The 14,320-nt window shown below is 45.1% G+C and carries 15 protein-coding genes; 10 read left to right on the plus strand and 5 right to left on the minus strand.

The genetic code is table 11. The features are described from left to right. The 3 genes from dhaK to OKX00_RS04355 form a co-directional block, all read right to left on the minus strand. Complete coding sequence (gene dhaK, locus OKX00_RS04345) at window positions 1–987, minus strand: dihydroxyacetone kinase subunit DhaK (RefSeq protein WP_265409580.1); 987 nt, start codon at window positions 985–987, stop codon at window positions 1–3. A gap of 192 nt (window positions 988–1,179) precedes the next feature. Continuing rightward, window positions 1,180–2,775 (minus strand): APC family permease, encoded by a 1,596-nt coding sequence (locus OKX00_RS04350; protein WP_265409581.1) that lies wholly within the window; start codon window positions 2,773–2,775, stop codon window positions 1,180–1,182. A 130-nt stretch (window positions 2,776–2,905) separates the two neighbouring features. Continuing rightward, on the minus strand, window positions 2,906–3,235 hold the full coding sequence (locus tag OKX00_RS04355) for a MerR family transcriptional regulator (RefSeq protein ID WP_053357005.1): 330 nt from the start codon (window positions 3,233–3,235) through the stop codon (window positions 2,906–2,908). Between the two features lie 211 nt (window positions 3,236–3,446). Here OKX00_RS04355 and OKX00_RS04360 point away from each other — a divergent pair, with 211 nt between their 5' ends. The 6 genes from OKX00_RS04360 (at window position 3,447) to OKX00_RS04385 (ending at window position 8,806) form a co-directional block, all read left to right on the plus strand. Next, window positions 3,447–3,809, plus strand: coding sequence for a CidA/LrgA family protein (locus OKX00_RS04360; RefSeq protein WP_234293321.1), 363 nt, complete (start codon window positions 3,447–3,449; stop codon window positions 3,807–3,809). Next, window positions 3,806–4,507 (plus strand): LrgB family protein, encoded by a 702-nt coding sequence (locus OKX00_RS04365; protein WP_256224591.1) that lies wholly within the window; start codon window positions 3,806–3,808, stop codon window positions 4,505–4,507. Before OKX00_RS04360 ends, OKX00_RS04365 begins: the two co-directional genes overlap by 4 nt. Window positions 4,508–4,524: 17 nt before the next feature. Beyond that, entirely contained in the window at window positions 4,525–4,668 is a 144-nt protein-coding gene (locus OKX00_RS04370; protein ID WP_265409582.1) for a Fur-regulated basic protein FbpA, read from the plus strand. A gap of 252 nt (window positions 4,669–4,920) precedes the next feature. After that, entirely contained in the window at window positions 4,921–6,168 is a 1,248-nt protein-coding gene (locus OKX00_RS04375) for a site-2 protease family protein (RefSeq protein WP_265409583.1), read from the plus strand. 153 nt (window positions 6,169–6,321) lie between these two features. Then, window positions 6,322–8,334: a methyl-accepting chemotaxis protein gene (locus OKX00_RS04380; RefSeq protein WP_265409584.1), complete on the plus strand. Its 2,013-nt coding sequence runs from the start codon at window positions 6,322–6,324 to the stop codon at window positions 8,332–8,334. Between the two features lie 61 nt (window positions 8,335–8,395). Beyond that, on the plus strand, window positions 8,396–8,806 hold the full coding sequence (locus OKX00_RS04385; RefSeq protein WP_265409585.1) for a hypothetical protein: 411 nt from the start codon (window positions 8,396–8,398) through the stop codon (window positions 8,804–8,806). On the opposite strand, the gene OKX00_RS23305 is transcribed toward OKX00_RS04385, so the two are convergent. Beyond that, window positions 8,717–9,004: a YqhV family protein gene (locus OKX00_RS23305; protein WP_416054298.1), complete on the minus strand. Its 288-nt coding sequence runs from the start codon at window positions 9,002–9,004 to the stop codon at window positions 8,717–8,719. The two genes, OKX00_RS04385 and OKX00_RS23305, sit on opposite strands and share 90 nt — an antisense overlap. A gap of 322 nt (window positions 9,005–9,326) precedes the next feature. Here OKX00_RS23305 and cspD point away from each other — a divergent pair, with 322 nt between their 5' ends. Continuing rightward, complete coding sequence (cspD, locus tag OKX00_RS04395) at window positions 9,327–9,524, plus strand: cold-shock protein CspD (protein ID WP_053357010.1); 198 nt, start codon at window positions 9,327–9,329, stop codon at window positions 9,522–9,524. A 129-nt stretch (window positions 9,525–9,653) separates the two neighbouring features. On the opposite strand, the gene OKX00_RS04400 is transcribed toward cspD, so the two are convergent. Continuing rightward, window positions 9,654–11,078 (minus strand): amino acid permease, encoded by a 1,425-nt coding sequence (locus OKX00_RS04400; RefSeq protein WP_416054299.1) that lies wholly within the window; start codon window positions 11,076–11,078, stop codon window positions 9,654–9,656. A 183-nt stretch (window positions 11,079–11,261) separates the two neighbouring features. Between OKX00_RS04400 and hpf the strand changes: the two genes are divergently transcribed. From hpf to OKX00_RS04415, 3 genes are all read left to right on the plus strand, one after another. Beyond that, window positions 11,262–11,819 carry a ribosome hibernation-promoting factor, HPF/YfiA family gene (hpf, locus tag OKX00_RS04405; protein WP_053357012.1) on the plus strand — a complete coding sequence of 186 codons (558 nt, stop codon included), beginning with the start codon at window positions 11,262–11,264 and terminating at the stop codon, window positions 11,817–11,819. A 167-nt stretch (window positions 11,820–11,986) separates the two neighbouring features. Next, window positions 11,987–12,811: a GNAT family N-acetyltransferase gene (locus OKX00_RS04410; protein WP_265409586.1), complete on the plus strand. Its 825-nt coding sequence runs from the start codon at window positions 11,987–11,989 to the stop codon at window positions 12,809–12,811. Between the two features lie 79 nt (window positions 12,812–12,890). Further along, entirely contained in the window at window positions 12,891–14,144 is a 1,254-nt protein-coding gene (locus tag OKX00_RS04415) for a dicarboxylate/amino acid:cation symporter (protein ID WP_265409587.1), read from the plus strand. The last annotated feature ends 176 nt before the right edge of the window (window positions 14,145–14,320 follow it).

Here is a 14,320-nt window from a genome sequence, read left to right on the forward strand (position 1 = left end):
TTATTCACCTCTCACTGGAAATCCTATCGTATTTGACGGGGCATCCAAGTACCCCAGTAATTCATCATCTACAGCTAGCAGCGTGATGGAAAAACCGTGCATCTCTAGAGCTGTCATATAGTTTCCTGTATAGCTGCGGACGATTTCATATTCTTTCTGTTCCAATTGTTCACTCACATATTTATAGGTTAGATAGAGTTCGGACACCGGGGTGCCGCCCATCCCGTTCACCATGACGGCGATCCGTTTGTCTGTCACTTCTGCGGTCAGTTTCTCCAGCATCTGAGCGACAATCTCTTTTACCGAAGCAATGGGTTTCCGTTCGATGCCTTTCTCTCCATGGATGCCAATGCCGATCTCCATTTCATCTTCGTGCAGTTCAAATCCCGGTTTTCCGCTTTCCGGCATATAGCAAGGGGAGAGGGCCATCCCAATGGAACGCACCTGGGAAATGGCTTTTTCTGCGATCTTTTTTACATCCTTTAACGATTTCCCTGCAGCCGCTGCGGCTCCAGCAATTTTATGAACGAACACAGTACCTGCAACACCGCGCCGGTCATCATGATTCTTTATGGCGATGTCGTCGTTGACGATTACCGTTTCGACCTGGATGCCTTCAAGTTCTGCCAATTCTTTCGCCATGTCAAAGTTCATCACATCGCCTGAATAGTTTTTTACAATCAAAAGGACACCGGCACCTGCATCTGCCGACTTGATTCCTTCAAAAACCATGTCCGGCGTCGGGGAGGTGAAAATTTCTCCGCATACTGCCGCACTAAGCATGCCATCACCGACATAGCCTGCGTGGGCAGGTTCGTGCCCGCTTCCTCCTCCGGAAACGAGACCGACGTGTCCTGAAGGTGTACCGCCTTTTCTTTTAATCACATTTACGCTTTCCACTTTTTCGTATTGATCGGGGTGGGAACGTACGAGTCCGTCAACGATGTCTGTTACGAATTGATTGGGATCCTGCATGAGTTTGTCCAACTTCATCTCTCCTTCTCTGCTTGAAATCGAGTACTGATAAGAACCCGTTATTATAACTTTCGCTGGAAATCCGGAAAACTGTCAAGGAATTAAAACGCTTTCTTACTATTCCCCGCGCTCTTTTGCTTTAATCATAGAATAGCAGTCTCGAAATTTAAAAACCCCTGCCGCTTAACTGACAGGGGTTAACGATCAATGGGTGCTTTCCACATCATCCATTTTGATCTCTGGGTCGTCGAGAGCTGAATGAACGCCCCAATAATAGAATATGAGTGAAAGAACGCCGGCCACCAACGTGTCCCAAGGTGCGTGGATGAGATGGTCTGCTCTCGTTCCCGGGCCATAGCTGCCGACATATGACATGGCAAGCAGGAATAAGTAATAGATGATGAGCCACCTTCCGGATTTCAAATGAAGCCTGACTTTTTCTTTTGAATATGATGCTTCACGGTACGCAAAAATGAAATATAGAATAAGTGATAAAATAATGATCGGAATGATGAACGAGACAACCTTCCATTTGCTCCAATAGATCACCAGTGTTGCACCGACAAAAGCAAGCGGAGTGACGATGTCGGCCGCTTTGAGCAAGAATGGACGCTTGAGTTCGGGCGCTCTATGGCGAAGGGACATTAAGGATACAGGCCCGACGACAAAGGTTAGCGCTTTCAGCGAGGTGCTGGCATCGACCAAGTCTGCCCATGCCTGGAACCGGTAGGGAAGCATCCAGATGATGGCCAGCGCAAGAGTAAGCCAAAGTGCCGCACGCGGCAATCCGCTTTTTTTATCAATCTTCTGAAAGATTTTAAAGAAATACCCATTCTTTGCCCACGCGAAGAGAGAGCGGGCTGTTGCTGAGAAATAGATATTCCCGGTAGCGGAAGGCGAGATGACCGCATCGACGAGCACCAGGTTGGCAAGCCATACGATTCCGAGTGCCGAAGCCAAGTCTGCCCATGGAGAGTCGAAGTGGAGGCCGCTCCAGCCTTTATCCAGCATATTTGACGGTACGGCTCCTATGTAGGCAATCTGCAGCAGCATGTAGACAAGGAGGCCGATCAGTACGGCGTAGATAATGGCAAACGGAATGCTTTTCTCCGGACGCTTCGCTTCACCGGCAAATTCGATCGGCTGTCGGAAGCCGTTAAAAGCAAACACGATACCGGCTCCTGTAACGGCAGCGAATATCCCTTTGGCTCCGCCAGGCTGTGCACCGCCTACAGCAAAGTTAGAGGGATCAAAGTGCATGAACAGAACGATGATAATGATGGAAGGAACGACGAATTTAAAGACAGTAAGAAAAGTATTGATCTTGCCGAATAATGCGACGCTCCAGTAATTAAGGAAAAAGAACAGAAGGATGAGACCGATCTGAACGGCAAAACCTGCGAACGTAGGCGTTCCGTCTTTATGGCCGAGGGCGTCAAACCAGTATTCCAGGTACCCCCTGACCGCTTGCGATTCAATACTGATGACCGCTGAATAGGCCAGCATGGAGATGAATCCGATCAGAAAACCGACGATGGATCCGTGAGTGAAATCCGGATAGCGGACAAAGCCGCCTGCAACGGGGATAGCCGCGCCAAGTTCTGCATAAACAAGTCCGATGAACATGATGATGACAGCCCCGATGAGCCAGGAAATCCAGGCATAGGGTCCTGCGTATTGAGCACCGGTGGCCGCTGCATAAAGCCATCCTGATCCGATAATGGAACCGAGCCCGAGAAACGTTAAGTCCAATGTGCTTAGTCTCCGTTTAAATTTACCATTGCTTTGATCCGCCGCCACTTAAGGCACCTCCTTAATTTTGGTAAAGTGTATATATAGTAAAATTCCCCTGAAAATCAGCGGCATAAACGCTGTTCAAAAATAAAAACCAGTTCTTTCAGGCTATAACCTGCAGAAACTGGCATCTTTTCTATCTTTTTATCATATTAAAATGCGCGTTCAACTGCCCCCTGATCATCGTATCCCGCAACTGTTCTTTTCTCGTTCGTTCCTCTGCTTTTTTCAGCTCCTTCCTGATTTCATGCGTCTGAACCCCGTCTTCTCTCTTGTCTGCTATGCTCATCAGCATCTCCACATCTGAAAAGGAATACTTGCGTGTGCCTTTTTCCGTCCGGGCAGGAAAGATTAAATTCCGCTCTTCATAATACCGGATCTGCCTGACCGATAACCCCGTTAAGTCTTTAACCGTGCCGATGGAAATCACTTTTTTCTCTTTATATGAGGAACTCTCATTAGACACCCACATCACTCCTTTGTCAGTGGTGGCACGAAGTTCTTTCCATTACTATAATGTTTTCTTACCTTAATGAAAAGAAGTATGTTAGATTTTCTCACATGAGTTTTTGCTCTTTGAAAAAAGTGCGTAAGGTAATCTGACAGAATGGGAGATTTCTGTATTTTTCTTTTTTATAATAGCCTTAACCGTTCCGGGTAACTGAGGGGGGATCATTTTGAAAACATTGCTATGGCAGTTTGGGATCATCCTTATGGCCTTAGGAGCTGGAAACGCAGCTGCATCATTTTTTCATTTGCCGCTGTCCGGAAGTATCATCGGAATGTTTTTACTGTTGCTTGGCCTGCTGGCCGGAATCGTGAAGCTGGAATGGGTGGAAGGAGCGGCAAACTATCATCTCCGGCACATGACGCTTTTGTTTATTCCGCCGGTTGTCGGACTCCTGTTGAACTGGGGAACCGTTCATGTTCAGATATGGAAGGTGCTGCTCGTGCTTTCATTGAGCAGTTTATGTATTTTACTGGGTACGGGATTTTCTGTTGAATACTACGAAAAGAGAAAGAGGAGGAGAAATCGATGAGCATGATGTTGGGGAATGCCATGATAAGTATTGTCACAACGAGCCTCGCGTATTTGTGCGGGTTGAAGGTCTATCGCAAGTCCAATCATAACGTCTGGCTGAATCCGCTATATACGGTTACGCTGCTGCTGTTTCTTCTGCTGCCTTTTCTTCATATGGATGTAAAAACGTATGAAAAAGGAAGCAGCATCTTTTCCATTCTTCTTCAGACGGCGATTGTATCGCTTGCTATTCCTGTTTACAAACAATACCCGCTCATTAAGAAAAATATAAAGAAAATCACGGTCGGAATTGTCAGCGGCGGGCTGGCAGGAGTTGTCTCTGCAGGTGCGTTCGCTGTCCTGCTCGGATTTAAAGGAAACGTGGTCGCATCATTGCTCCCAAAAGCGGCAACCTTGCCCGTAGCTTTATCTGTTTCGAATTCCCTTGGAGGAACAGCATCCTTAACTATTCTTTTTGTATTGTTCTCTGCTTTATTTTCGCTGATCGTCGGCCCCCGCGTATTGGACCGATGCAACATTAAAAGTAAAACGGCCCGGGGACTGGCAATGGGTGTTTCAGCACAGGCGCTCGGAGCCAACCGGTCGTTCCAGTGGGGAGAAGAAGAAGGTGTGATGGGAAGTGTCGGAATGACAACCACAGCTGTTCTTGTTTCTGTTTTCATTCCAGCGGGCATGATAATAATTGCGTATCTATAAAGGAGGTTATCATCAGTATGGAACAGAAAAAGCAAGTCTTGATCAGTAAGCTGATTGATGCAGGCTACTATAAATCAGAGAACGGCCATCTGCACGAACTGAGCGCAGAGGAACTACTGAAAGAATACCAGACGCTGAAACTTAAGGCGCTGTATCAATAGAGCGTGGCATTGGTGGTGCCAGGCACCAACGTTACACAAGTATGTAAAAGCGGTGCCTGGCACCACAGTGCTGAGGCACCACGTGCTGAAAAAGAGAAGATGGAGAGTCAAAATAAACCGCCTGATCCTAGGCGGTTTTTCTTCTGCGGGTCTGTAACTTTTTCCACATTGGTACGTATATGTGGTATGGTTTGGATAGATAAAATTACAGATTCTTACTTCTTGCCGCAGAGATTATTGGGGGTATGATGAATGGCTGAAAGAGCTGAAAAAAAGAGCCAGTCTAAAATTTTGACGGTTCTGGCTGCAATTGGTGTATTTATTCTAGGAAAATTAAAATGGGTATTTGGATTATTGAAGCTTGGAAAATTTGCAACGCTCATTTCCATGTTCCTGTCGGTCGGCGCCTACGCCGTCTTTTACGGATGGAAGTTTGCTGTTGCCCTTGTGTACCTCCTTTTTGTCCATGAGATGGGCCATTTGGTCGCCATGAAGCGAAAGGGCATACCTACCTCGCCGGCGATTTTTATCCCCTTTATGGGTGCGGTCGTGGGAATGAAAGAAATGCCCAAGAACGCAAAGGACGAAGCATTTGTAGCTTATGCCGGGCCGCTGTTCGGTTTGCTGTCCTTTTTGCCTGCCGTTTATTTGTACGAGACACAAGGATCGCCATTCTGGGGATTGGTTGTATTTTTAGGCGCGATGCTGAACCTTTTCAACCTGTTTCCGGTATCTCCGCTGGACGGGGGCCGGATTGTAGGTGTTCTTTCCACAAAATTATGGCTGATCGGGCTGATCTGTATGATTCCATACATGTTTATTTCACCTGATCCGATTATCTTTTTGATCTTCTTGTTCGGTATCGCCACATGGTGGAGACGGGTGAGAGAGGATTATGTCCTGCAGGAGAGCAGCCAGGCGCTGGAAATCTGCCGCAGAGAAGAAGAAAAGATTCATTCTCTCGTGGGAGACATGAATGAATACCGGGAGCTTCCTAACTTTCCATACATTGTGGATACTTTTATCGATGAAGGAAGGGTGCAGCAGCAGCGTTTGATGCGCCAGATTCCAACAGGAAGGAATATTCCATTCTTTCATGATAAAAAACGTCTGAAAAAAGCCGCATTGCTGACGGAGCTTGAATTGCTCGCTAAACGGGAAAAATGGTTCCTGCTTATCTACAAAGAAGAAGTCATGAAAGAGCGGGAGAAAGCGCGTATTCTTGCAGAGAGATCTTTGCATCCAGAGGAAGAAACCCATTGGGAAGAGCCGGAGGGCGGACGTCCTGAAATCGTGGTTGAGGCTTATCTTTCGGCTGTGAGAGAAGAAGCAGATAAACAGCAGGAAGAGGTCGAACGGCGTAAGAATTATTATGTCGCAAACATGAAAACGAAAGTTATTGTGCTGATCCTGTATCTTGCACTCGCTGGTGTGTTATCCTGCTTTGCCGTTTATGGGCATACCATCATGGAAGTCCACCGCGAGCTGCTGGGAAGATAATATTAAAAAAATTCAGGTGCCAGGCACCGTCTTTACACAAGTGTGTAAACGCGGTGCCTGGCACCCTATTTCTGAATTTTCATATAAATTTTTTCTCCTTAAAACCGATAAAAAGGAAAATACAACTTTCTACAGCTTTAGGGGGATCAGAGGATGTTTAAAAAATTACAGACCAAGCTTATGGTATCCATTGGGATACTAGTTGCAGTTTCACTAGTAACAGTGTCCTTATTTACGTACCGTCAGACGAGCGGTGAAATGCAGACCAATATTGAAGAGCAAGCAACAGGGGTTACAGGCCATTTGAAGAAAACCACTGAAATGTATCTGACGTTATATGGTGATACGATCGAACGATACAGCAATGACAGCCGGGTAATCAGTTATTTAACTACATTGGAAAAGAATGAAAAGAAAGGTCTTGATCAAAAGTGGCCTTTAGTGGATCAGGATTATCAATCTTTCTTAAATTTAAATAAAAATGTGGCAGTATTGTATGTAGGGGCAGCAACAAAGCAATTTAAAACGACCCCAAAAATTGACCTTCCTCCCAGTTTTGACCCTACTTCAAGACCGTGGTACCAAAATGCTGTGAAGCAGCCAGGTAAAATTCTGTGGACCGATCCATATGTTGATGCAAGTTCAGGAGAATACGTGGTTACGGTTGCTAAGAGTGTCATTCAACCTGGAAGCGGTAAAGTTCTGGGGGTAGTTGGACTTGATTTAAGTTTGGCCGGTTTATCCAAGATGATCAATGAAACGAATGTTGGCTATAAAGGGTATCCGATATTATTAGATGGAAAAGGGATTGCGCTAGTACATCCCTCACAGCAAAAGAAAAATCTTTCTAAAACAGGATATGTAAAAAAGATGCTGGAGCGCAAAGGCGGCTTGGCACATTTCACGAGCAACAGCAGCAAATTTGATCTGTTTTACCAAACGGTAGATAAGACTCATTGGAAAATAGGTGTAGTTTACGATCAAAAAGTATTAATGGCTGGTGCCGCCAAGCAAGGTAAAATCATGTTGTTTATTACCCTGTTATCGGTTATCGCTTCGTTAATTGTTACTTTCTTTCTTTCCAGGAGCATCGCAAAACCTATCAGTGAAATGAGAAATAAGATGGGATTGGTGGCAGAAGGGAACTTGACCATCAAAATGCAGGAAAAAGGGAGAGATGAGATAGCTCAGCTTACCGTTCATTTTAATAAAATGGTTGGTGATATACGAAGTTTGATCAGTTCTGTTGAAACGTCTATCTTTCAAGTTACGGATTCAGCCTCAAATTTAAGTGCAATCGCAGAAGAAACGATAGCAACAAGTGATGAAGTGGCAACCGCCGTTACAGAAATTGCTACAGGAGCTATGAAGCAAGCAGAGGATGCCGAAGAAACGAATAATAGAACACTGGAACTGGCTCATCACATTCAGCAGCTTAATAGCGAGACAGACAAGATGCTGGGCTTATCTGATCAAGCCTTTGAAGCGAATGAAACAGGTATTTCAAAGATAACTTTATTGGATGAAAAATCAGAAGAGACGAGTAATGTGCTCGAAACAATCGGCTTCGTTATTCTAGGGCTATCAGAAAAAGTACAGGAGATAGAAGAGGTTGTTCAAACCATCACCGACATATCCAATCAAACGAATCTATTAGCTCTCAACGCCAGTATTGAGGCTGCCAGGGCTGGAGAAAGCGGAAAAGGCTTTGCGGTTGTTGCGAATGAGGTCAGAAAACTGGCAGAGCAATCCAAAAACGCGACTGAGCGTATCCGCCAAACCATTGAGGGGATTGAAACGGAGACAGCACGTGCCGTTAAAGAAATGGAGAACACCAAAAACATCTCAGTTGAGCAAAAAGAAAGTGTTAAGAACACCATCGAAGCTTTTCAGCTGATCTCAAATACGGTCCTGCAAATTGTAGATTCCATCTCAGGCGTTCGTAAAGAGGTAGAATTTGTTCAATCATTTAAAGAAGAAGTTGTGGGATCCATTCAAAATATCGCTGCAGTAGCGGAACAATCTGCAGCAGCTTCAGAACAAGTCAGCGCTTCAACCGATGAACAGGTCCGTGCACTTGGTAGTGTGGCTCAATCGGCAAACGAACTCAATGCAGCAAGCAGCCATTTACAGGATCAGATTAAGCACTTTAACCTCGAGTCGTAAAATTAGATATCTTACTATAGCATTCGAATGTTAAGGGGCTGTCCAAGAAGTCTGTAAGCTGTTGATTTCCGTTCCAGGGTGCTCGCTTTTACCGGCGCGAGCTCCTACTTTCGCGGGGCGTGCGGTGAGCCTTACCGGCGTGAACGCCTACTTTTTGGCGCTAGCGCCTGCGGGAGTCTCACCTGTCACGCTAGTCCCGCAGGACAAGGAAGACTCCGGCAGCGTTTTATCGCACGAAGAAAATGTGAAGTTCATTTTCGAGGAGTCTCGCACCTTCCACTTCACTCAACTTTTCATTGAAGATTTTCAAGCCAAAAAGGAGCTGCTAAAGGTCAACTTTCGACTTTCAGGACAGCCCCTTTTAGCATTTGGGATAACTTATTCATTTCCTTATTCCGTAGACGATGAGCCCCAGTCCTGCCAGGATCCACAGCAGTTTACCTGTACTGATCTTGGCGGTGATGCCGACTAGCCCCAGGGACATCGTGGAAAAGAAGATGAATGGGCCGATGATGGATAAAGTGGAATTGATCAGCAGTGCTTTTTCCACAGAATTAAAGCGGAGCATCAGGAAAGCGGCGGATACTTCGCATAAGCCGGAAACCATTCGGATCAATGCCATTCCAAGGACAATCTTCTCAAACACCTGAAACATATCTTCAACCCCCATTGCGGGTGCCAGGCACCAGGATTACACACATATGTAAAAGCGGTGCCTGGCACCGTCTGCTCCATACACTATATGTTGTCCACATGGAAGTAGAAGTGAATAATATTTCCCGGATTCTTATCCATGGATTAAGCAGGATTTTTCACACATCCGGGTGTTTTTATTTAGTATTTTAAAAGAATATATCCGGAAAAAGATTATTCGACAAAACTTCTCACTATTCGCTAAATGAAGAGTTTGACAACAAATTTTTAAATATGTAATACTATGATTGTATAGGGTAACTATACAGATCGTCATGATGAAGGGATAGTGAAAGTGCATGCAAGGTAAAGTAAAATGGTTTAACGCAGAAAAAGGTTTCGGTTTTATTGAAAGAGAAGACGGAGACGATGTATTCGTACATTTCTCAGCAATCAATTCTGATGGTTACAAATCTCTTGATGAGGGCCAAGAAGTTGAGTTTGAAATCGTAGATGGAGCTCGCGGACCTCAAGCAGCTAACGTAACGAAACTATAATTTAAACTAACCGATACATCGGATAATAACCCGGCATTCACAGAATGCCGGGTTATTTATGTTCTGATTTTTGAGGTGGTGCCTGGCACCACATAATGAGGCACCAACTAAAGGCACCGCATAAACCAATCAATACTCTTCTTCGGATTTGTGGACTTTCTTGAACTTGCCGAAGCGGGAGCCGAGGAAGTAAGCGCCGAGGATGACGGCGACAAAGCCCAGACTGATAAAGAAGCCGACGCGCTGGTTCGTGTGGAGCAGGGAACCAGCGATTGTAAATGCGATCAGCGCGATTCCTAAATAAGAAGTCACTGGGTAGGATGCAGAACGGTAGTGTTCTTCCTCCGCACCGATCAGCTTTCTTTTTTTAATATGAGAGGCCAGGATAATCAGCCAGTTCAAAATAAGCATGATGCCTGCAGAGGTGGTCATGTATTCATAAACGGTATCCGGAAGCAAAAAAGAAAACAGTACAGAGATGGCAAGCCCGATTCCGCTGAGCATCAGCGCTCCTGAAGCTACACCTCGACTGTTTTTCTTCTGCAGGCGCCCCGGTGCGTCACCGTCTTTAGCCAGTGAAACCATGATGCTGGTAATGGAGAACAGCGCACCGACCATCGTGGAGAATGCGGCGCTGATTAATATGACGTTAAAGATACTGTCCAGATAGGGAATCGGGAAATGGGACAGTGCTTTGACAAACGGACTTTTATCCTCATTGATCACCCTAAAAGAGACCATCATCAGGATAAAGAAAATACTGATGGCATACATCACGGTTAAAGCGATGACAAGAAACGTGCCGGCTTTTGGCACGTCTTTTTTATTTCGTAATTCGGTAGATAAAACGCCGAGAACTTCAATGCCGCCATAGGAAAACAAAATAAAGATCATCGCGGACCAGAAGCCCGAAAAACCGTTCGGGAACCAGCCGCCGGAAAAGGAGGATGACGACAGTCCATCATGGACGGTCCCCGGTGATATCACCCCGGTTACTGCCAATGCGCCAAATCCGATAAAGGCAACGAGGGTAGATATTTTGATGACTGCAAAAAAAGATTCAATGCTGCCAAAGTTTTTTACGCCAAGAAGGTTAATTCCAAGAGCCAGCACAGAATACACAACGGATAAAAGCCATAGAGGCACATGTGGAAGCCAGAGCTGTGTAAAGATGGCCAGAGCCGTTACCTCACTGGACATGATCAGTACGCCTGCCGTCCAATAAATCCATCCGCTCATAAAACCGACCGGGTGGCCGAATGCCTGGCCGGCGTATGTCCGGAACGAACCTGGCTGCGGATCCTGCACCGTCATCTCTGCCAGGGCGCTGAATACAAAATAGGCAGTCAGGCCTGCGAGAACATAACCGATCAGAACCGAAGGGCCTGCTGAATGGATGGAAAGGCCTGAACCCAGAAAAAATCCAGCTCCAATGACTGATCCGATCCCGATCAGTGAGAGCTGCCACCAGGCAAGCTTATGGGACTTGCCTTTTTCAACCTTGCCCTTTTGCACATTTTTAACACTTTGTTTTACAACAATTTGATTATGCACGGTCATCCCTCCTGATTTATACATACCCATTGTTCCCGGAACCTATCACTTCCATAAATGTAAATGCAAAATGAAAGATATGTCGATAAAGTAAATTTTTTGTCAAGAGATTTTTAAGTTTACGAAGGAATTGATAAAGGGTATATCGAAATATATATACATCACGGAAGGAGGAGTTAAGATATGCAATTTAACATTCGTGGAGAAAACATTGAGGTGACTCCAGCTTTAAGGGAGTATGTGGAAAAGAAAGTTGCTAAACTTCAACGCTATTTTAACGAAACTCCGAACACTGACGCGCATGTCAACTTAAAGGTCTATAACAATGACCAATCTGTTGAGGTGACCATCCCTATGACAGGGCTGCTGCTCCGTGCTGAGGAAAGCCATACGGATATGTATGCTGCAATCGACCTCGTGATTGAAAAACTAGAGCGTCAGATTCGTAAACATAAAACGAAGGTGAACCGCCGTTCCAAACAAAACGGAGGCATTCATGAAATGATTGCCAACAGTGCAGATGCAACAACAACTTTAGTCATTGATGACGAAGAGGAAGACGAGTTTGAAATCGTCCGTGAAAAACGATTTGATTTAAAACCGATGGATACTGAAGAAGCCATCTTACAGATGGATTTGCTCGGCCACAACTTTTTCGTATATAATCATGCGGAAACCGGTACTACAAACGTGGTGTACAAACGCAGAGATGGAAGATATGGCTTGATCAGCCCAGAATAACTTTTTACTTTTACTAAAAATAAAAAAATCAGCCGGCTCGAGGGACATACAGTGCCCTTTGAGCCGGCTTTTATTTTGCCTGCCTTTTCCTCATTCCTGATTTCATTAAAGGACTTTTGCTGCTCGGCAAGAAATGAGAAAGAAAGAGAAAAAATTGGGGGATCCACATGCTAACAGAAAAACAGCTGTCAGATATCAAAAAACTTCAGCAGCAATGCGAATCAGATGAAAACCTGAAATTAAAGCTGAACTGGGACATGCTTGAACAGCGGACTGATGAGAGAAAGGAGGATTTTTTTCATTATGAGGCAGGTGAATTAGCTGCTTTTATTGGTCTTTATGGCTTTGGCAATAAAGTAGAGCTTTGCGGGATGGTCTCACCGGAATATCGGCGAAAAGGGCTGTTCACCTCCTTGTTCAAGGAAGCGCTGGAAGCTGTTAAATACCAGGGCTATGAACAGATCCTTTTGAATGCACCAGCCAATTCGAATACAGCAAAAGAATATTTTAAAACCGTTCCGTGCCGTTTCGCGTTTTCTGAACACCAGATGAAATGGCAGCAGGGACCGCTTCAGCTTGAAGAGGGAGTCACGTTAAGGGCGTCCCGTACAGAAGATCTGATGTTTGAGGTACAGGTTGATGTTGACTGTTTTGGGTTTAACCCTGAAAAGGCAAAAGACTACAACCATCGAATAAAAAATGATGATAAACAGCAATTCTACATCATTGAGAATGATGGAAAAGCGGTAGGAAAAGTACGAGTGGCAGCTGATTCTGGAGAAGCCTGGATTTATGGTTTTGCGGTTACTCCGTCGGAACAGGGAAAAGGAATCGGCCGAAAGACACTGAAGACCATTATCGCAGCTCAGAACGCGAAGGGAAATTCGGTCTTGCTGGAAGTGGAAGCGAAAAATAACCATGCCTTGAAGCTTTATGAAGCTTGCGGTTTTAAAGCGTACTACACTCAGGATTATTTTCGTTTATCCAATTGATTGATCTGTTGAACCCTCATTGTAATTTTCTGCAATAATGCCTATAATTTACATGATCATGATAAAGGGGATATTAACTATGAAGAGTATTTTAAAGACTTACCGTTTTCCGCTCATTCTTCTGCTGTCGATCGTCATCGGAAGCATCATCGGTTTTACGGAAGGCAAGGATGCCGCCGTATTAAAACCGTTTGGTGATATATTTTTGAATGCGATGTTTATGATCGTCGTACCGCTCGTTTTCTTTTCCATTTCATCAGCCATTGCCTCTATGGGAGGAGTCAAGCGGTTCGGAAAAGTGATGGGCTCAATGATGGTCGTTTTCCTTTTTACAGGAGTCGTTGCTTCCGTGATAGCCATGGCAGGAGTAAAGCTTTACTCGCCATCTAAAGGAGTTAACATTGATCTTGTAAAACCTGAAGATGCTGCGGAAAAGGTGTCGCTGGGTGACCAGATTGTCCAAACATTAACCGTTTCTGATTTCTCTGAGCTGTTTTCACGCAATAACATGCTCGCTCTCATCCTATTTTCTGTGTTGATGGGAGTAGCCGTTTCTATGATCGGTGAAAAAGGAAAACCATTTGCGAACTTCCTGAAATCAGGAAGCGAAGTGATGCTGAAGATGGTCAGCCTCGTCATGTATTATGCGCCGATTGGTCTTGGTGCTTATTTTGCAGCCTTAATTGGAGAGTTCGGACCGACGCTTCTTGGATCTTATTTCCGCGCGGTTCTGTATTACTACCCGCTTGCTATTATTTATTTCTTTGGATTTTTCTCGCTGTATGCGTTTATGGCCAGTGGAAAAGAAGGTGTCCGTCATTTCTGGAAAAACATGCTTTCTCCATCGCTGACGGCTCTTGCCACTTGCAGCTCGGCCGCTTCTATTCCGGTTAACCTGGAAGCCTCCAAAAAGATGGGTGTGCCACACGATATCAGTGAGACGGCCATTCCGCTTGGAGCGACGCTTCATAAAGACGGCTCAGTAATGGGCGGTGTCCTGAAGATCACTTTCTTGTTCGGGATCTTTGGACATAATTTCTCTGGGATCGGTACGTACCTTCTCGTTCTTATCGTTTCTTTATTGGTAGGAATGGTCATGGGTGCGATTCCGCAAGGCGGGATGATCGGTGAAATGCTGATTCTTTCACTCTTCGGGTTCCCGGTTGAAGCCTTGCCGATCGCCGCTGCGATCAGTACGATTATCGATCCGCCGGCTACCCTGCTGAATGCGACGGGAGATAATGTGGCCAGCATGCTGACAGCACGACTCGTAGAAGGCAAAAAGAGAATGAAAGAAACCGTCATGAAACTTGGAGAACAAAAAGGAGCGTAACAGCTCAGGGCACAGCCATGGAGGCTGTGCTTTTTTGTATGTTATCATGCGTTTAAAAGGACAGCAGGGAGTGTATCCTTATGGATGAAAGGAAAATGCCTTTGCCAATTTAGCTTTAGCTTGTGTTACGGCTTTTTGTAAATTCTTTTACATTTCCACCATTCAATTCATTATTC

Source organism: Fictibacillus sp. KU28468 (assembly GCF_026153615.1).
GTDB lineage: Bacteria > Bacillota > Bacilli > Bacillales > Fictibacillaceae > Fictibacillus_C > Fictibacillus_C marinisediminis.

Excerpts from the sequence above, each read along its gene's own strand:
- OKX00_RS04375 (WP_265409583.1), top strand. The coding sequence starts at position 4,921 with ATGGCTGAAAGAGCTGAAAAAAAGAGCCAGTCTAAAATTTTGACGGTT.
- OKX00_RS04410 (WP_265409586.1), top strand. The coding sequence starts at position 11,987 with ATGCTAACAGAAAAACAGCTGTCAGATATCAAAAAACTTCAGCAGCAA.
- OKX00_RS04415 (WP_265409587.1), top strand. The coding sequence starts at position 12,891 with ATGAAGAGTATTTTAAAGACTTACCGTTTTCCGCTCATTCTTCTGCTG.
- OKX00_RS04365 (WP_256224591.1), top strand. The coding sequence starts at position 3,806 with ATGAGCATGATGTTGGGGAATGCCATGATAAGTATTGTCACAACGAGC.
- OKX00_RS23305 (WP_416054298.1), bottom strand. The coding sequence starts at position 9,004 with ATGGGGGTTGAAGATATGTTTCAGGTGTTTGAGAAGATTGTCCTTGGA.
- hpf (WP_053357012.1), top strand. The coding sequence starts at position 11,262 with ATGCAATTTAACATTCGTGGAGAAAACATTGAGGTGACTCCAGCTTTA.
- OKX00_RS04380 (WP_265409584.1), top strand. The coding sequence starts at position 6,322 with ATGTTTAAAAAATTACAGACCAAGCTTATGGTATCCATTGGGATACTA.
- cspD (WP_053357010.1), top strand. The coding sequence starts at position 9,327 with ATGCAAGGTAAAGTAAAATGGTTTAACGCAGAAAAAGGTTTCGGTTTT.
- OKX00_RS04370 (WP_265409582.1), top strand. The coding sequence starts at position 4,525 with ATGGAACAGAAAAAGCAAGTCTTGATCAGTAAGCTGATTGATGCAGGC.